This is a genomic window from Streptomyces sp. CC224B, from assembly GCF_030010595.1.
GTDB lineage: Bacteria > Actinomycetota > Actinomycetes > Streptomycetales > Streptomycetaceae > Streptomyces > Streptomyces longispororuber.
Genome location: NZ_JASCXL010000072.1, coordinates 1 through 17838 on the forward strand (window position 1 = coordinate 1; position 17838 = coordinate 17838).

Annotated in this window: 14 protein-coding genes and 1 pseudogene; 9 read left to right on the plus strand and 6 right to left on the minus strand. The window is 74.9% G+C overall.

Annotation, left to right across the window (positions count from 1 at the left end):
- From QK440_RS26350 to QK440_RS26365, 4 genes and pseudogenes are all read right to left on the minus strand, one after another.
- A pseudogene (locus QK440_RS26350) lies at positions 1-533 on the minus strand (calcium-binding protein); the annotation flags it as partial.
- A 105-nt stretch (positions 534-638) separates the two neighbouring features.
- Complete coding sequence (locus QK440_RS26355) at positions 639-1421, minus strand: DUF5707 domain-containing protein (protein ID WP_282795704.1); 783 nt, start codon at positions 1419-1421, stop codon at positions 639-641.
- Between the two features lie 142 nt (positions 1422-1563).
- Positions 1564-4713, minus strand: a complete 3150-nt coding sequence (locus QK440_RS26360; RefSeq protein WP_282795705.1) for a molecular chaperone Hsp90 — start codon at positions 4711-4713, stop codon at positions 1564-1566.
- Positions 4714-6484: 1771 nt separating this feature from the next.
- On the minus strand, positions 6485-7423 hold the full coding sequence (locus QK440_RS26365) for a DUF3027 domain-containing protein (protein WP_282795706.1): 939 nt from the start codon (positions 7421-7423) through the stop codon (positions 6485-6487).
- Between the two features lie 332 nt (positions 7424-7755).
- Between QK440_RS26365 and QK440_RS26370 the strand changes: the two genes are divergently transcribed.
- From QK440_RS26370 to QK440_RS26385, 4 genes are all read left to right on the plus strand, one after another.
- Complete coding sequence (locus QK440_RS26370) at positions 7756-9156, plus strand: MFS transporter (RefSeq protein WP_282795737.1); 1401 nt, start codon at positions 7756-7758, stop codon at positions 9154-9156.
- A 507-nt stretch (positions 9157-9663) separates the two neighbouring features.
- Entirely contained in the window at positions 9664-10167 is a 504-nt protein-coding gene (locus tag QK440_RS26375) for a DUF2771 domain-containing protein (protein ID WP_282795707.1), read from the plus strand.
- Positions 10131-10874, plus strand: a complete 744-nt coding sequence (locus QK440_RS26380; RefSeq protein ID WP_282795708.1) for a futalosine hydrolase — start codon at positions 10131-10133, stop codon at positions 10872-10874. Before QK440_RS26375 ends, QK440_RS26380 begins: the two co-directional genes overlap by 37 nt.
- Positions 10867-11724: a 1,4-dihydroxy-6-naphthoate synthase gene (locus tag QK440_RS26385; RefSeq protein WP_282795709.1), complete on the plus strand. Its 858-nt coding sequence runs from the start codon at positions 10867-10869 to the stop codon at positions 11722-11724. Before QK440_RS26380 ends, QK440_RS26385 begins: the two co-directional genes overlap by 8 nt.
- Positions 11725-12040: 316 nt before the next feature.
- Here QK440_RS26385 and QK440_RS26390 read toward each other — a convergent pair whose 3' ends face one another.
- Positions 12041-12424 carry a cold-shock protein gene (locus QK440_RS26390; protein ID WP_190140489.1) on the minus strand — a complete coding sequence of 128 codons (384 nt, stop codon included), beginning with the start codon at positions 12422-12424 and terminating at the stop codon, positions 12041-12043.
- 192 nt (positions 12425-12616) lie between these two features.
- Between QK440_RS26390 and QK440_RS26395 the strand changes: the two genes are divergently transcribed.
- Complete coding sequence (locus QK440_RS26395) at positions 12617-12880, plus strand: hypothetical protein (RefSeq protein WP_190140490.1); 264 nt, start codon at positions 12617-12619, stop codon at positions 12878-12880.
- On the opposite strand, the gene QK440_RS26400 is transcribed toward QK440_RS26395, so the two are convergent.
- The gene (locus QK440_RS26400) at positions 12844-13518 is read right to left on the minus strand and encodes a haloacid dehalogenase-like hydrolase (protein ID WP_282795710.1); all 675 of its coding nucleotides are present in this window, start codon (positions 13516-13518) and stop codon (positions 12844-12846) included. The genes QK440_RS26395 and QK440_RS26400 overlap by 37 nt on opposite strands.
- Before the next feature lie 272 nt (positions 13519-13790).
- Here QK440_RS26400 and QK440_RS26405 point away from each other — a divergent pair, with 272 nt between their 5' ends.
- From QK440_RS26405 to QK440_RS26420, 4 genes are all read left to right on the plus strand, one after another.
- On the plus strand, positions 13791-14789 hold the full coding sequence (locus QK440_RS26405; RefSeq protein WP_282795711.1) for an iron ABC transporter permease: 999 nt from the start codon (positions 13791-13793) through the stop codon (positions 14787-14789).
- 74 nt (positions 14790-14863) lie between these two features.
- Positions 14864-15910, plus strand: coding sequence for an iron ABC transporter permease (locus tag QK440_RS26410; RefSeq protein ID WP_282795738.1), 1047 nt, complete (start codon positions 14864-14866; stop codon positions 15908-15910).
- A complete protein-coding gene (locus tag QK440_RS26415; RefSeq protein ID WP_282795712.1) occupies positions 15907-16818 on the plus strand; it encodes an ABC transporter ATP-binding protein in 912 nt (303 codons plus the stop codon). Before QK440_RS26410 ends, QK440_RS26415 begins: the two co-directional genes overlap by 4 nt.
- The gene (locus QK440_RS26420) at positions 16815-17795 is read left to right on the plus strand and encodes an iron-siderophore ABC transporter substrate-binding protein (RefSeq protein WP_282795713.1); all 981 of its coding nucleotides are present in this window, start codon (positions 16815-16817) and stop codon (positions 17793-17795) included. The genes QK440_RS26415 and QK440_RS26420 overlap by 4 nt, the downstream gene beginning before the upstream one ends.
- Positions 17796-17838 lie beyond the last annotated feature (43 nt).

The following is a 17838-nucleotide window of genomic DNA, read 5'->3' on the forward strand; positions in this document are numbered from 1 at the left end:
CCCGCGACCGTGAGGGCCTTGCCCTTCTTCACCGGCTCCGGGGACGCGTTGACCGTCAGCCTGGCGGCGCGCTTGACCTTGACGGTCTTGTACTTGTCCGTGACCACGTGGTCCTCGGCGCCGCCCTTGGCGAGCAGGCCGGCCAGGACCTTCCACGTGCCCGCGGTGCTGTTGCGGAACCCGCGCGGGTCGGCCTCGACGACGACCTTGCAGGTGCCGGTGGTCGCGTCGACCTTGACGCACGTGGGCTCGTCCTGCGGGGCGATGAGGCCGTCGATGTGGGCGGGGTCGTACTTCTTGCCGTGCCAGACGAGGGCGATGCCCTCCTTGATGCCCTTCGGGTCGGTGCCCGTGACGGTGATCACGAACTTCGTCCTGGAGGTGCCGACCACGAGGTCCTTACCGCCGTTGACGACGACCTTCGTGATCTTGGTGCGGCCCTGGTGCGAGTCGAAGGCCTGGGCGGCCGGGACGGCGAGGGCGGAGAGGGCGAGGGCGCCGGAGACGGCGGCCGCGGTGGTGCGCATGCGCATGGGTGGTTCCTCAGCATTGGGGTGCGGGCCTCGCGTCGGCGGCGGGTGCCGCCGCGCGGCCCGGGAGAGCGGCGGACCGGGTCGGTCCGCCGGACGGGAAAGGGGTCAGCGCACGTCGACCGCGTCGCCCGCGGAGGTGACGGCCGGGGTCGTCGAGGTCCCGCCGAAGACGTACCGGAAGGTGCCGTCGGCCGAGGCCTTCACGGTGGTCTTCAGGTTGCCCTTGGCGTCGGACGTCACCGTCTTCACGGTGCTGTAGGCGCTCGCGCCCTTCTTCTTGAACTGGAGCTTCACGGACTGCTTGGTGTAGCCCGCGTACGTGTGGGTGTCCCAGTTGGCCCGCGTCAGGGCGCCCGCGACCGTGAGGGTCCTGCCCTTCTTGACCGGCTCCGGGGACGCGTTGACCGTCAGCTTGGCGGCGCGCTTGACCTGGACGGTCTTGTACGCCTCCTCGACGGTCCGCTCGCCGTCCTGGTCGTAAGCGGCCGCCCAGACCTTCCACGCACCCGCGAGGGCGTTGCGGTAGATGTTGTCGTCCGGGTCCGCGTAGACGGTGAACGTGCAGGTCGAGGTGGTGTCGTCGACCGCCGTGCAGTCGCCGTACTCGGCGCTCGGCACCATGGAGCCGTCGATGCCGGTCCGGCTGAAGTCCGTGCCGTGCCACAGCATGGCCTTGGCCTTGGAGACACCGGCCGGGTTCGTCGCGGTCAGCTCGATGGTGACCTTCTTCTTCCCGGACGTGCCGACCACGATGTCCTGGCCACCGTTGACGGTGACGTCCGTGATCCGCGTTCCGCCCTCGCCCCCGTCCGCCTGCGCGGCGGGCACCGCGAACGCGGACAGGGCGAGGGCGCCGGAGACGGCGGCCACAGTGGCACGGATGCGCATGTGTTTCCCCAGGTGGAGAAGGGGCCCGCGGTGCGTAGCCGGCACGCGGGGCCCGATCGATCGAGGAGTCTGTTGACCCGGCAACTCAGACCCTCACCTGTGGCCAATGGTTGTACGCACCGTGAAACAACCAGGCCCGGCGCTAGTCGAACCAGCGGTCCCGCGCCAGTTCCTCCGTCCGCGACGGGTCCTCCAAAAGCGCCGCCACCTCGAAGCGCCGGGGCCACTGGCGGGTCGCCCAGGCCAGGCCCGCCGCGACACCCTCCAGCGTCGCGGCGTGCACCGTGCCGTCGGGGGTGCGCCGCCACTCCAGGTCCACGCCGTCGACGACCAGCTCCTCGTGTTCGCGGTACGTCGCCGGGGTCGCGGGGCCGAGCAGGACCCGCACGGACTCGGGGACCTCGTGCTCCACACCCGCGCCCGGGTCGACCTCCGCGCGGACGCGGTCGCTGAGGCGGCGCACCTGGAGGAGGTCGGCGAGGTCCCCGGCGCGCGACGGCGCCACCGGCAGCAGGGGCAGGCCGGCCGCGAAGGGCAGCAGGTCCGGCGCGTCCGCGACCACCGCGTCGGCGGCGTCGACGACCACGACCTCGCCGTCCACGACGGCCCGCAGCTCGTCCGGCAGCGTCACCCGCTCCGGGTCGAGGTCCGCGAGCGCCCCGTACAGGGCGTGCAGCCGGGCCGCGGAGACCGTCCGCTCCGGGTCCGCGAGCCGGTCGAGGAGCTCCGCCGCGCCGCCCGGCTCCGCGAGCAGCGCCTCCACGGACGTCCGGACGCCGAGGGCCCGCAGGACCTGCTCGTCGTCGAAGCCGGTCGCGTCCGCCGCGTCGTACAGGCCCTCCAGGAGCGGATCCGACCCGGCCGCCCGCAGCCCCGCCGGACGGCGGCCGTCCAGGACCGGGTGGCCGCGCAGCCACCACGCGGTGTACGGCCGCACGCTCTCCGTCGTACCGTCCGGCAGCAGGACCCGTACGGGCTGGGTGAGCGCGTCCCGCAGCGGCGGCCGGGACAGCAGCGCCAGCGCGCGCGGCCACTGGTCGTCGTCGACGAGGTCGAGGTCGCGGACCGCGACGAGCTCCGTCGCCACCGGCGGCACCGGCGCCTCCGGCAGCCGGTCGAGCACGTCCTCGCACCACACGTCGACGGCGTCGAGCAGCCCGGCGTCGTCGGGCTCGGCGAAGTCCCCGTCGCGCGGCTCCAGTTCGTCCGGGTCGAGGACGACGTCCGTGGCGCGGACCAGGGCGAAGGTGGCGAGCACCCCGCACGCGGCCAGCGGCTGCTCGCCCCACCGCCCGGCCGTCTCCGCGTCCACGAAGGCCAGCTCGCCCTCCCGCATGACCTGGGCGAACGCGCTGCCGGGCAGCACCAGTTCGCCGGCGGGCGCGAGTTCGCCGTCCTCGTCGGGCAGCGCGAGCGCGCCGAGCCACGGCTCGTCGCCGGGCGCGAGGTCGGCGTCGCGTACGAGGGTGAGGACGAGCTCCGCCAGCTCGTCGGCGTCCACCGCGTCCTCGTCCCAGGTGTCGTCGTCCAGCGACGCGGCGACCGCGGCCCGCACCTGGGGCGTCGTCAGCACCGCGCGCGGCGTGGCGGGCAGCGCCCCGAGCTTCTCGAGGAGCGGGTGGGCGGCGTCCGCGTGGGCGACCTTCAGGCCGAGCCGGGCCAGCACCTCGGGCGCGGGGCCCATGTCCGGCGCGGGCAGCAGGACCTGGCGGGGGCCGATCGTCGTACGCCCGTTCGCCAGCGGCACGGGCAGGCCCGAGAGGCGGTCCGGGTCGACACCCGCGAGGGTGTCGTACAGCCGCCGCCACCAGGACGGCTCCCGCTCCAGACCGGCCAGCCGGTCCACCGCCTCGGTCAGCGGCACCCGGGCCACGCCGAGCGCCCGCAGCTCGCCGCGGCGCTCCAGACCGGCGGGCAGCAGGCTCGGCAGGACCTCGGCCAGCACCCGTACGGTGTCCGCGCCCGCGCCCTCCACGACCTCCGCGTCCCGCGGGCGCAGCGCCTCGGGGAGCGTGTCCTCGGCCCACTCCTCTGCTCCCTCCCGCGCGGGCGCGGCGGCGGGCGGCAGGAACGCGGTCCGCGGCAGCCGGTCCAGGATCGCCTGGCGCAGCGCCCCGTCCAGCTCGCCGCGGCCGAGCGGCCCCGGCACGAGGTCGATGACGCCCTCCGTCACCGGCCGCCACCCGGCGAGGAGTTCGGTGTACGCGTCCGCCGCGCGCTCCACCAGGAAGTCCGTGAGCGGCCCCGGCGCGGTGTGGCGGCGGCTGGTGTCCAGCGGGAACGTGCCGATGAGCAGGGCCGGTACGCCGAGCGGCTCGTCGCTGGGCGTGGGCGCGTGCAGCACGGGGCTGGTGCGCGGCGCCCCGGGCGCGCCGTCGGCGCCCACCGGCACCGCCCACGTGACCTGCCAGTACGGCCGCAGCCGCTCCTCCACCGGCCGGCCGGTGAGCAGCTTCGCCTCCAGCTCGCCCGCGTGGGTGACGGTGCGCCAGCGCGTGGTGCCGTCCCGGGTGTCCGCCACGACGGTGTCCGCGCCCTCGGCCGACCGGCGCAGCACCCGGGTGGTGCCGTCCGGGGTGCGCACGGACACCTCGTCGAGGCCGGGCAGGGCGAGCAGCAGCGCGTCGTCGACGGCGTCGAGCAGGCGCGTGACGAGGTCCTCCGCGGCCGCGTCCCGCAGCGGCAGGATGACGACCGTGTCGTACCCCTCCGGAGCGGAGCCCTCCGCGGCCAGCGGCAGCCGCAGCAGCGGTACGTGGCCGTCGCGGCGGCGCAGCTCGTCGCCGAGGCCGGGGCTGAACCGGGCCGTCTCCGCCGCCAGTTCGCGCGCCTCCCGCAGGGACCAGCGGACGCCGCCCGTACGTCCCACGACGGCGGGCTCGTCGGACACGGCGAGCACGGCGGCGAAGCCGACGCCGAAGCGGCCGGTGGTCCGCCGGGCCGTGTCCTCGTCGGTACTCTGCCGCTTCGCGGACGCCCGCAGCGTGGCCAGGGACTCCACGCCCGTCGCGTCCAGCGGGGCGCCGGTGTTCGCCGCCGCGAGGACGCCGTCCTGGAGGGTGAGGGCGAGCCGCCCCGCCACGCCCGCGCGGGCGGCGGCGTCCGAGGCGTTCTGCGCGAGCTCCACGACCAGGCGGTCGCGGTAGCCGCCCAGCGCCAGGTCCTCCTCGGCGTTGGCGTCCTCCCGGAACCGGGCCGGGCTCGCCGCCCACGCCTCCAGCACCGAACGGCGCAGACGGGAGGTGCCGAACGGGTCGGTGCCCTCGGTGGCCGGCCGCACGGTCTTGCTCACGGTGTCTACGCCTTTCTCTGACGGCGGCGCCCTCTGCCCTTCTCCGGCGGGGGCGCCCTCTGCTGGGGGCCTTGCCTGTGGCCCGGCTGCCTTGTCGTCCGGGGGCGAACGGTACCTGTGCCGGCGGGGCGCCCTCTGCAGGGGTGGGCCCTGCCTGGCCCTTGAGGCGCCCTGGGGCCGAGGCCGAACGGTACCGCTGCCGGCGGGGCGCCCTCTGCCAGGGTGGCCTTTGCTCGCGCCTCGGGATCGGGCCGAACCGTACCTCTGCCAGGGTGGGCCAGGGCTTGACCCCGGAGCGCCTCGGGGGGCGGGGGCGAACGGTACCGCTGCCGGGGTGGGCCCTGGCTTGCGCCTCGGGGTGCCGCGGGGTCGGGGGCGAACCGTACCTCTGCCAGAGTGGGCCCTGGCTTGGCCTGGGGCGCCTCGGGGGTGGGGGCGGACGGTACCGCCTCGGGTTGTCGGCCCCGGGTGCGGGCAGGTGGGTGGCTTCGGCCGCGCTGCCGCCGTGCCCACCCACCCGCCCGTGCGGCCCCGGTGCCCGGGCTGGGGCCTGCGCGTTGCCGTGCCACCCTGCCCATCCGTGCAGCCCTGGCGACTGGGGCGAGGGCCTGCGCACCGCCGTCCGACGGCACCGGCTCGTGGGTGGCTTCCGCCGCGCTGCGCGCGGCGACTCGCCCACCCGCCCACCCGTGCCACCCCGGTGCCCCCGAACGGGACCTCGCGCACCGCCGCCACCCCACCGCACCCCCCGTGGGTGGTACCACCGCGCTGCGCGCGGCAAAGTGCCCACCCACCCGCCCGTGCCACCCCAGCGCCCTCAGACAGGACCGCACGCACCGCCGTCAACCCACCGCACCCTCAGTGGGTAGTTCCGCCGCGCTCCGCGCGGCATGGTGCCCACCCGCCCGCCCATGGCACCCCAGCGCCGCCAGACGGGACCACACGCACCGCCGTCAACCCACCCGCACCCCCGGTGGGTGGTTCCACCGCGCTCCGCGCGGCATGGTGCCCACCCGCCCGCCCATGGCACCCCAGCGCCGCCAGACAGGACCACACGCACCACCGTCAACCCACCGCACCCCCGGTGGGTGGTTCCACCGCGCTCCGCGCGGCGAATCGCCCGCCCACCCGCCCGTGGCGCTCAGTGCCCCTGGACGGGACCTACGCACCGCCTTCCCACCGCACCGGCCCGGACGTGGCTTCTCCCGCGCTACCGCGCGGCGACCTGCCCGTGACACCCCAGTGCCCCCCAGACGGGGTACTGCCGTGCGCGACGGGGTGGGCTCCAGAGCCGAGCCTTTCGACTGCCGAGTTTCGGGTGGGTGGGTGGGAAACATCCCGCGCGCAGCGCGGCGGAAGCGGCAACCGGGCCGCACCCAGCGACAGCCTCAACCCCCGGAAACCTTCCCCCGCCGCACCATGCACAGCAGGCAAATCCCAGGCCAAGCCGCATCACCACCCAGGAACGGGCGGGTGGGTGGGAAACCACGCAGCGCAGCCGAAGCGGCAACCCGGCCGCGCCCGGTGACACCCCAGCGCCCAGGGACCTCCCCCGCAGCACCACCCAGGAACGGGCGGGCGGGTGGGAAACATCCCCGCGCGCAGCGCAGCCGAAGCGGCAACCGGGCCGCACCGGCGACACCCCAGCGCCCAGGGACCTCCCCCGCAGCACCACCGATCCACAGGCGCCCGGGCGGGCGAAGCCCAGCTCCGCGCAGCGGCAGGCGGCCGCCGGGGCCGCGCCCCGGTGCAACCGCGAGAACCGTGGAGGCTAGGAGTGGCCCAGGTCCTCCCCCGCCCCCGCGGGCGGCACCGAGCCCGAGTCGGGGGCGGGCCGCAGCGGGAGTTCGTCGATCTTCGTCTCGTCCAGGACCGGCGGAGCCGGCCGCGGCGGCTTCGGCATGACGGCGGCTTCGGAGTGCCCCCCGCAGCCGTACGACAGGGAGACCACGTGCCCGTCCGCGGGCCCGAACTCGTTCGCGCACACACCGAACGCCTGCCCCAGCGAGCCGCCGATCGGCATCAGGAAGCCGCAGCTCACGCAGGGCGCGGGCGCGGCCTGCGCCATCGGGGTCTTCGCGCCGTACGCCTCGTCCCAGCGGTCGGCGGCGGAGTGCAGGCCGTAGCGGGAGAGCACCCGCGCGCGGCGCATGCCGAGCTCCTCGGCGAGGGCCGTGAGGGAGCCGCGGGCGGGCGCGGCCGCGAGATCGGCGGGGCTGCCCCCGGTGACCTCGGCGTCCTCGGCCTCGACACGCTCGGCCAGCTCGTCGGAGAGGATGGAGTTCGGCGGCGGCGCGTCGTCGCCGGAGTAGCCGGGCTCCAGGCGCAGGTCCTCCGCGTCCGTGGGCAGCAGGTCGCCGGGGCCCATGTCGCCGGGGCGCAACCGCTCGCTCCACGGCACCCACTCGGGGGCGAGGAGCGCGTCGGGACCGGGCAGCAGCACCGTCTCGTCGAGCGTGACGACCTTCGCGCGGGAGGCGCGGGCCACGGTCACCGCCCAGCGCCAGCCGCGGTACCCCGGCTCCTTGCACTCGAAGAGATGCGTGACGACGCGGTCGCCCTCCACGACGACCTCGACATGCTCGCCGACCACCCCCGGAGCGGCGGCCTCCTCGGCCGCGGCCCGGGCGAACCCGACGGCCTCGGCGCAGAGGCGGTCGGGGGTGCGCGGGGTGCGCGGGGTGCGGCTTCGCGTTGTCGCTGCGCTCACAGGTATCGCTTCTCTCCTACGCCGTCTCACAAGTGCGCCACCCCTTACGCGGGGGCACGGACGGAGCGGACCAGAGGGCCGCGTCAACGTCCGCGCCCGACGTCGCGGGCGCGCCTACACCATCCATTCTGCGCGATGGCCCGAGGCGCGCGGCCGAGAACTTCCGCCGCAGGCGCGTTACGCACGCTACCTGTTCCTGGCCCCTGGGCCCACACCGGCGCCCGCACTCGGGCCGTGCCCGTCGCCGTGACGGGGTCTGCGCCCCGCGAGGGAATCCCCGGTCGGTGCACGTACTCCGGGCCGGTTGGGGGCACTATGACTGGGTGACTGGCCTGAGGTCGTCGTCATCGCACGGGCTCGCCCCGCCCAGCCGGGCGGCACGGGCCGCCCGTGCGCTGGCCCGCGCCCTGCGGCTGCCGTTCACCGGCACCGCCCGCGGCATCCGCAAGGCCACGCACGCCAACGGGGCGGGCGAGTCCGGCCTCGGCAAGCTGATCGAGCTGCACGCCGTCAACGGCGCCGGCGACGTGATGATCACCGTCGCGCTGGCGTCCACGGTGTTCTTCTCGGTGCCCACGGACGAGGCCCGCGGCCGGGTGGCGCTGTACCTGGCGATCACCATGGCGCCGTTCACGCTGCTGGCGCCCGTCATCGGCCCGCTCCTGGACCGGCTGCCGCACGGCCGGCGTGCCGCGATGGCGGCCGCGATGCTGGCGCGGGCGCTCCTCGCGCTGATCCTCTCCGGCGCCGTGGTCACCGGCGGCATGGAGCTGTACCCGGCGGCGCTCGGCGTCCTCGTCTCCTCGAAGGCGTACGGCGTGGTCCGCAGCGCCGTCGTGCCCCGGCTGCTGCCACCCGCCTTCTCCCTGGTGAAGGCGAACTCCCGGGTGACGCTGAGCGGGCTCCTCGCGACGGGGGTGGCCGCGCCGGCCGGGGCGGGGCTGCAGGCGCTCGGGCCGCGCTGGCCGCTGTACGGGGCGTTCGTCCTGTTCGTCGCCGGTACGGTGCTGTCGTTCACGCTGCCGCCCAAGGTGGACTCGGCCAAGGGCGAGAGCAAGGCGCTGCTCGCGGCGGACGAGGCGCATCTGCACCTGGCGCGGGCCCGGGACCGCAAGGACTCGGCGCGCCGGCGCCGGCTCGGGCTGCGCACCGTCGGCCCGGCCGTGACGCACGGCCTCGCCGTCAACGCGGCGCAGCGCGGCCTCAGCGGCTTCCTGATCTTCTTCCTGGCCTTCCTGCTGCGCGAGCATCCGCTCGGCGGGCAGAGCGCGGCGGTGTCGCTGGGCATAGTCGGTGTCGCGGCGGGCGCGGGCAACGCGCTCGGTACGGCCGCCGGGGCGTGGCTCAAGGCGCGCGCCCCCGAGTTGATCATCGTGACGGTGGTGGCGGTGGTGCTCGGGGTGGCGGTGTGCGCGGCCCTGCTCTTCAGCCCCGTGGGCATCGCCTGCCTCGCGGCGGTGGCGGGGTTCGCGCAGGCCCTGTCGAAGCTGTCGCTCGACGCGCTGATCCAGCGGGACGTGCCGGAGGAGGTGCGGACGTCGGCGTTCGCGCGGGCGGAGACGCTGTTGCAGATGGCGTGGGTGGTGGGGGGCGGCATCGGCATCGCGCTGCCGTTGAACGGGACGCTGGGGCTGTCGGTGGGGGCGGCGATCGTGGCGGCGGGGTGGGTGCCGACCGTGCGGGGCCTTCTCGGCGCGGCTCGGCGCGGTGGGGGCCGCCGCGTCCTGGCCTAGCCCGCGCGGAACGCCCCAGCCCCACCCCTCCCCGCCCCGGAGGCTGCCGCCCCCGACCCCCCGCCCTCCTCGTCTGGGGCTCCGCCCCTCTCCCCCCAAAATCAGCGCTCCGCGCCTCGTCCTCAAACGCCGGACGGGCTGAAATCCCCTCGACTCACCGCCGTCGGCTGCCCCACCCCCCTGTACAGCGCTCCGCGCCTCGTCCTCAAACGCCGGACGGGCTGGAATCTCCTCGACGCGCCGTCGTCGGCCGTCCGCCCTGGGAACATCCGCCGCGGAGCGGTGGATCACCGGCAGCCGACAACGGCGAGAGGCGGACCGATCCAGCCCGTCCGGCGTTTGAGGACGAGGCCGCCAGGCCGATGGAAGGGCGGGTGGGTGGGGAAACGCGCCGTCAGCCGGCGACGGCGGGACGCGGGACGGATCCCGCCCGCCCGGCGGGTGGGCGGGAGCCGCGCCGGGGTGGCCGCCGCCCAAGGCCCAGGGGCCAGGAGATAGCCTTCCGGCATGACCTCCCTGGTACCCCGCTCAGCGCGCAGCCGCCGCGCCGTCGCCACCCTCGGCGCCGTCTCCGCCGGACTGCTCGTCCTGTCGGCCTGCGACAAGCCGACGCCGCTGGCCACCGTGACGGTCGGCAGCGAGTCCGTGCACTCCGAGGCCACCTGCTACAAGGACGGCAAGGAGCTCGCGCCGTCCACCGTGCAGGACTGCCTGAAGGACAAGAAGGACATCAAGTCCATCACGGTCGATCCGGACGAGAAGGTCCGCTTCGGCGTCGACCCGGAGATCGCCGACAAGGGCTGGACGCTGCTGATGAACGGTCAGCCGCTGACCGAGGCCAGCAAGAAGACGTACGTCGTCATCCCGGGCAGCGTGTTCTTCAACCAGCAGTACGGCGGTGGCGGCTCCGCCACGACCGTCAGCCTGCTGGAGGGCGGCAAGAGCGACAGCGGCGAGCCGAAGGCCACCGGCCTGTGGTCGTTCAAGCTGAAGAAGGACAAGGACGCCTGACCGGGCCCGGGCACGCCCCACGCATCCTGGTGGCCACCGCGGTCCCCGCCGAACGGGACGCGGTGGCCTCCGGCCTGCCCGGAGCCGGGAACGGGGCCGGGACCGGGGCCGGGGCCGGGACGGTGGACGTCGTCGCCGTCGGCGTGGGCCCCGCTGCCGCCGCCGCGGGCACCGCGCGCCTCCTCGCGACCGCCGCCGCGGCCAGGACGCCGTACGAGCTCGTCATCTCCGCGGGGATCGGCGGCGGGTTCCCGCCGGGCGCCCCGCTCGGCTCGCTCGTCGTCGCGGACGCCGTCACGGCCGCCGACCTGGGCGCCGAGACGCCGGACGGGTTCGTGCCGGTCACCGCGCTCGGCTTCGGGCGCGTCACCCACGAGCCGCCGGCCGCGCTGGTGCGGGAGCTGGCGGCCGCCTCGGGGGCCGCGACGGGCACCGTCCTGACCGTGTCGACCGTGACCGGCAGCGCCGAGAGCGCCGCCGCGCTGCGCGCCCGCCATCCGCGGGCCCTCGCGGAGGCGATGGAGGGCTTCGGCGTCGCCGAGGCCGCCGCCGCGCTCGGGATACCGGTGGCCGAGGTCCGCGCCGTGTCGAACGTGGTGGGCCCCCGGGACCGCGCCGCCTGGCGCATCGCCGACGCGCTGGCCGCGCTCACCGAGGCGTTCGGGAAGTTCACGCCCGTACTGGAGAGTTGGAACAGGCATGACTGAGACCTCCGAGCCCCTGCGCATCGCGTACTCCCCCTGCCCCAACGACACCTTCGTCTTCGACGCCTGGGCGCACGGCCGCGTGCCGGGCGCGCCCGCGCTCGACGTGACGTTCGCGGACATCGACGTCACCAACGCCATGGCCGAGCGCGGCGAGTTCGACGTGCTCAAGGTGTCGTACGCCGTGCTGCCGTACGTCCTCGACGAGTACGCGCTGCTGCCGTGCGGCGGGGCGCTCGGGCGGGGCTGCGGGCCGCTGGTGCTCACCCGGGAGCCGGGGGTCGATCTGAGCGGGAAGACCGTCGCCGTGCCGAGCGAGAAGTCGACGGCGTACCTGCTGTTCCGGCTGTGGGCGGCGGACGTCCTGGCGGACGGCGGCGTCGGCGAGATCGTCGTCCTGCCCTTCGACCGGATCATGCCCGCCGTACGGGACGGGGAGGTCGACGCGGGGCTCGTCATCCACGAGGCGCGCTTCACGTACCGGAACTACGGGCTGCACCGGCTCGCCGACATGGGCGAGCACTGGGAGGCCACGACGGGGCTGCCGATCCCGCTCGGCGCGATCATCGCGAAGCGGGCGCTGGGGGACGACGTGTTGCGGGGGCTCGCCGATGCGGCGCGGGCGTCCGTGCGCGCGGCGTGGGACGACCCCGAGGCGTCGCGCCCCTATGTGCTGGCGCACGCGCAGGAGATGGATCCCGCCGTGGCGGATCAGCACATCGGGTTGTACGTCAACGAGTTCACGGCGGAGCTGGGGGAGGACGGGTACGCGGCCGTGCGCGGGTTGCTCACCCGCGCCGCGGCGGAGGGCCTGGTCCCGGCCCTGGCCCCGAAAGCCCTCGCCTTCCCGTGACGGCCGCTTCCCACGCGGGGCGCCCCAGACCCACCCCTTCCCGAAACCGGTGGCTGCCCGCCCCCGGCCCCCCGCCTCGTCTGGGGCTCCGCCCCTCTCCCCCGCATTGGCGCTCCGCGCCTCGTCCTCAAACGCCGGACGGGCTGGAACACCTCCGCCCTCGCGCCCCCGGGAGGGGGCGGGAGGGCGGGGAACATCCGCCGCGGAGCGGTGGATCACCGTCGGTGGACGGCGGCGGGAAGCGGCTCGGTCCAGCCCGTCCGGCGTGTGAGGACGAGGCCGCCAGCGCGGTACGGGGTCCGGGGCGGAGTCCCGGTCACACGTCGAGCTGGTCCGCGACCGCTCGGAGGAGGCCTGCGATCTTCGCGCCGGAGGCCTTGTCGGGGTAGCGGCCCTTCTCCAGCATGGGGGTGATGTTCTCCAGGAGGGTGGTGAGGTCCTGGACGATGGACGCCAGTTCGTCCGGTTTGCGGCGCTGCGCCGCCGCGACGGACGGGGTCGGGTCGAGAAGTGTCACCGAGAGTGCCTGGTCCCCGCGCTGCCCCGCGACCACACCGAATTCCACGCGCTGACCGGGCTTGAGTGTGTCGACGCCTTGGGGCAGTACGGAGGAATGCACGAAGACGTCACCGCCGTCGTCGCGGGAGAGAAAGCCGAAGCCCTTCTCGCTGTTGAACCACTTGACCTTGCCGGTAGGCACGTGAAGTCCTCGTCCTCGTACTAGTCGTCGTATCGGTAGCCGCACCGCCGCAGGCGTGGTCCCCGGGCGAAAACGGCTCTGGACAGCACTACAGCGGGTCGCGCGACCCGCCGGCACCAAGACTATTGGTCCCGGGGCCGGTGACAAGACGTCCCCGGTTTCTTCCTACGCGCTGGGAACTACCCTGGTGCGGTGCGTGACAAAACCCAAGCGAATTCCACCGGACCGGGCGACGGCCTCGTACGGATTGGCGCGATCGTTTTCTTCGTCGGTGCCGTGGCCACGCTGGTCACGGTCGCCCCGCTGTTCCTGGGCGGCGATCCCTTCCCGTCCGTCGCCTACGCCGTGTGCATGCTGATGGGAGTGGGTTTCCTCGTGGCCGCCGCGGGCGTGCTGCGCGGAATCGCCGCCCAGAGGCGTCAGGCACGCTCCACGTCGGGCACTTCGGCCACGTGAGCGGCGAGCCAGTCCGGGAACTGGCTCAGATCGTCGAGTACGACGTCGGCGCCCGCCGCGCGCAGTTCACCTGCGTCGCACGGCCCCGTGGCCACCGCTACGGACAGCGCCCCCGCCGTACGCGCCCCGCGTACGTCCCCGGTGTGGTCGCCGACGTACACCGACGCCCCGTGCGCGCGCAGGGCCTGCGCCTTCCGCTCCGCCCACAGGTCGCCGACCACGGCGTCCGCGGGGATGCCCAGGTGGTCGACGTGGAGCCGGGCGTTCGGCTCGTACTTGGCCGTGACGACGATCGCGCGGCCGCCCGCCGCGCGCACCGCGGCCACGGCCTCCCGCGCCCCGGCGAGCGCGGGCGTCGCGGCGATCGCGTGTGTGGGATACATCTCACGGTAGAGACGCGCGGTCGCCGCGATCTCGTCGGCCGGGAACCAGTGGGCCAACTCCTGCTCCAGGGGCGGCCCGAGGCGCGTGACCGCGAGGTCCGCGTCCACGTACCTGCCGGTCCGCTCGGACAGCGCCACGTAGCAGGCGCGAATACCGGGCCGTGAGTCGATCAGGGTCATGTCGAGGTCGAAGCCGACGGTGAGCGGGCCACGGCCCCCGGCCGTCCGCGCGGCCGGTGCAGTCCGAGAGGTCATGGCGCCCATTGTGCCGAGGGGCCGGGAAGCGGGGTGCCGGGGCCCGGGGCGCCCGAGGCCCGGGGGTGCCGGAGGCCGGGGCGGGACCGCGAGTCGCCCTTATGCTTCTTAGCCAAGCCTTACCAACCCTCTCCCGGAGCCTTCCCCAAGGCCCCGGGGCCGGGCGCCCGCTCCGACCCCGACTTCGACCCCGACCCCGACCCCGACTTCGACCCCGATCTCGACCTCGATCGACCTCGACCTCGACCTCGACCTCCGAAACGAGCCAGCCGATGCGTGTGACCGCCAGACGCGCCGTCGTGATGACGGCGGCCGTCGTGGCCCTGCTGCTCGCCGTCCTGTTCAGCCTCGCCGTCGGCGCCCGCGCCGTCGCGCCGTCCGCCGTCCTCGACGCCCTGCTGAACGGCGGGCACAGCGACGCGGCCGAAGTGGTCCGGGAGATGCGGGTGCCGCGCACTGTGCTCGGCGTCATGGTCGGCGCCGCGCTCGCCGTCGCGGGCACCGCCCTGCAGGGCATCACCCGCAACCCCATCGCCGACCCCGGCATCCTCGGCATCAGCCAGGGCGCATCCGTCGGCGTGGTCTTCGCGATCGCGTACGCGGGCACGCACACCCTCACCGGCTACGTCTGGTACGCCTTCGCGGGCGCGGGCCTCGCGGCCGTCGCCGTCTACGCGATCGCCGCCGGCGGCCGGGGCGGCGCCACCCCCGTCAAGCTCGCCCTCGGCGGCGCCGCGATCAACGCCCTGCTCGTCTCCGTCACCACGGGCGTCCTCACCACCAAGGCGTCCGCGCTCGACGAGTTCCGCTTCTGGCAGGTCGGCGCGCTCTCCGGCCGCGACGCCGCGATCGTGCACCAGACCTGGCCGTTCCTGCTCGCCGGGCTCGTCCTCGTCCTCGCCGTGGCCCGGGGCCTCGACGCCCTCGCGCTCGGCGAGGACGTCGCCAAGGGCCTGGGCCAGAACGTCGCCCTCGTCCGCGTCGTCGGCGGCCTCGGCGCGACCCTCCTCACCGGCGCGGGCGTCGCCGCCGCGGGCCCCATCGCCTTCACCGGCCTCGCGGTCCCGCACATCGCCCGCGCCCTGGTCGGCAGTGACCACCGCTGGGTGCTGCCGCTGGCCGCCGTCCTGGGCCCGGTGATGCTCCTCGCCTCCGACACGGCCGGCCGGATCGTCTTCCCGCCGAGCGAGGTCCCGGCGGGCGTGATGACCGCCCTGATCGGCGTCCCGTTCCTGGTCACCCTGGTCCGCAGGAAGGCGGTGGCGGCGTGAGCGTCGACTCCCGTTCCGGGCCGTCGTCCCGCCGGGCCGGACAGCCGGGCGGGGCCCCGGCCGCCCCGCACCGCGTGCGCCCCGCCGGATACGCCGTCCTGCGCCTGGGGAAGGCCGCCTTCCTCGTCCACCGCAGGGCCACGGCGGTGGCCGCCGCCCTCGCGGTCCTCCTGGCCGCCGCCTGCCTGGCCTCCCTCTGCGTCGGCGAGACCTTCGTCCGGCCCGCCGAGGCCCTGAAGGTCGTCCTCGGGCACCCCTCCCCCGACGAGCTCATCGTGGGCACGCTCCGCGAACCCCGCATGGTCGTCGGCCTCCTCGTCGGCGCCGCCTTCGGCGTCGCGGGCGCGCTCATCCAGACCGTCGCCCGCAACCCCCTCGCCAGCCCGGACATCATCGGGATCAGCCAGGGCGCGAGCGCCGTCACGGTCGCCGCGATGACCTTCGGCCTCACCTCGTACACGGTGCTGCCGTACGTGTCCGTGGCGGGCGGTGTCCTCGCCACGCTGCTCGTGTACGCCTTCGCGTGGCGCGGCGGCCTGCACGCCACCCGTTTCGTGCTGATCGGCATCGGCTTCGCGATCGCCCTGCGGTCGGTGACGACGCTCTTCATGACGAAGGGCGACTACCTCGTCGCGCAGCAGGCGCAGATCTGGATGACCGGCTCCCTCAACGGCCGCGGCTGGCCCGAGGCCCAACCCCTCGCCCTGACGCTGCTGGTGCTGCTCCCGGGCGTGGCCTGGGCGGCCCGCGCCCAGCGCACGGTGTCCATGGACGACGACACGGCGACCGCGCTCGGCGTCCGGCTCGGCCGGGTGCGCACCGGGCTCGTGCTGCTCGGCGTGGTCCTCGCGTCCGTGGCGACCGGCGCCGCCGGGCCCGTCGACTTCGTGGCGCTGCTCGCCCCGCAGATCGCCCGGCGCCTCACCCGTACCGCGCAGATCCCGCTGGCCGGCTCCGCGCTGCTCGGCGCGCTCGTCGTCGTCCTCGCCGACCTGCTGGCCCGGCGGCTGTTCTCGCCGACCGAGCTGCCGGTGGGCGTCCTCACGGCCGCCATCGGCGCGCCGTACCTGATCTGGCTCATCGTCCGCAGCCGTACCGTCCGCAATGGAGGCACCGCGTGACCGCCCCCGCCGAGACCGGCGCCCGCCTGAGCGCGCGCGAGCTGACCCTCGCCTACGAGGACCGTACGGTCGTGCACGCCCTCGACCTCGCGATCCCCGACGGCCGGGTCACCGTCGTCGTCGGCCCCAACGCCTGCGGCAAGTCCACGACGCTGCGCGCGCTCGGACGGCTCCTCAAGCCCAGGGGCGGCGCCGTCCTCCTCGACGGCGAGGAGCTCGCGAAGCTGCCGACGCGGCGCATCGCCCAGCGCATCGGGCTGCTGCCGCAGACGCCGGTCGCGCCCGAGGCCATCACGGTCGCGGACCTGGTGGCGCGCGGCCGCCAGCCGCACCAGCGGTGGTGGCAGCAGTGGTCGGACGCCGACGAGCGGGCCGTCACCGAGGCCATGGAGCGCACCGACGTGACCGCGCTGGCCGAGCGGTCCGTGGACGAGCTGTCCGGCGGGCAGCGGCAGCGCGTGTGGATCGCCATGGCGCTCGCGCAGGAGACGGAGCTGCTCCTCCTCGACGAGCCGACCACCTACCTGGACATCGCGCACCAGGTCGAGGTCCTTGACCTGGTACGCCAGTTGAACCACGACCGGGGCCGCACGGTCGCCCTCGTCCTGCACGACCTCAACCAGGCCGCCCGGTACGCCGACCACCTCGTTGCCATGAAGCAGGGCCGGGTGGTCGCGGAGGGCGCCCCCGCGGACGTCGTCACCGCGGAGCTCGTGCGGGACGTCTTCGGCCTGGAGTGCGTGGTCGTCCCCGACCCGGTGACGGGGTCCCCGCTGGTGGTGCCCGCCGCGCCCTGGCAGGCCCCCGCGGAGCGCGAGCCCGCCCCCGGCACCCCCCGCGAGACCCCCCTCGACACCCCCCATCACGCCCCCCACGACGCTTCCCTCGACGAAAGGCCCCCCTCATGACCGCTTCCCCCCGCCGCGCCCGTACCGCCGGCGCGCTCGCCCTGACCGGCGTCCTCGCCCTGCCCGCCCTGGCCGCGTGCGGCTCGTCCGACGACGGCGAGAAGTCCGGCGCGGGCCGCACGCACGTGGTGAGGACCGCCATGGGCGACGTGAAGGTGCCCGTGGCGCCGAAGCGGGTCGTGGTGCTCGACACCGCCGAGCTGGACTCCGCGCTCACGCTCGGCGTGAAGCCGGTCGGCGCCACCCACGCCGACGCCGCCGGCGGCTTCCCCTCCTATCTGCCCGAGGGCGAGCTCAAGGGCGTCAAGGACGTCGGCGAGATGATGAACCCCAACCTGGAGGTCATCGCCGGGCTGAAGCCGGACCTCATCCTCACCTCCAAGGTCCGCCACGGGGCGAAGTACGACGCGCTGAAGAAGATCGCGCCGACCGTCATGACGGAGACCACCGGCTACCCCTGGAAGGAGAACTTCCAGGTGCACGCCGACGCGCTCGGCAGGAAGGCGGAGGCGAAGAAGGCCGTCGCCGCCTACGACGCGCACGTCAAGGAGGTCACCACAGCGGTCGGCGGCCCCGCGAAGGCCAAGGCCACCGAGGTCAACGTGGTGCGCTTCATCGAGGGCGCCGACATCCGCATCTACGGCGAGCAGTCGTACATCGCCACCCTCCTGAAGGACGTGGGTCTCGGCCGGGCGCCCATCGCGAAGAAGGCCAAGGACGGCTTCTCGTACGACGTGAGCCCCGAGAAGATCGACCTCGCCGACACCGACGTCATCTTCCGGTCCACGTACGGCGATCCGAAGAAGGCCAAGCAGACGCAGACCGTGAACAGCGGCCTGTGGAAGAACATGAAGGCCGTCAAGTCCGGCAACGTCCACGCCGTCGACGACGAGCTGTGGATCCAGGGCATCGGCTACACGGCGGCCGACAAGATCCTGGACGAGATGCGGACGCTGCTGACGAAGAAGAAGAAGTAGCGGCACGGGCCCGCCCGTGGCGTGTGGGCGGGCCTGCCCGTGG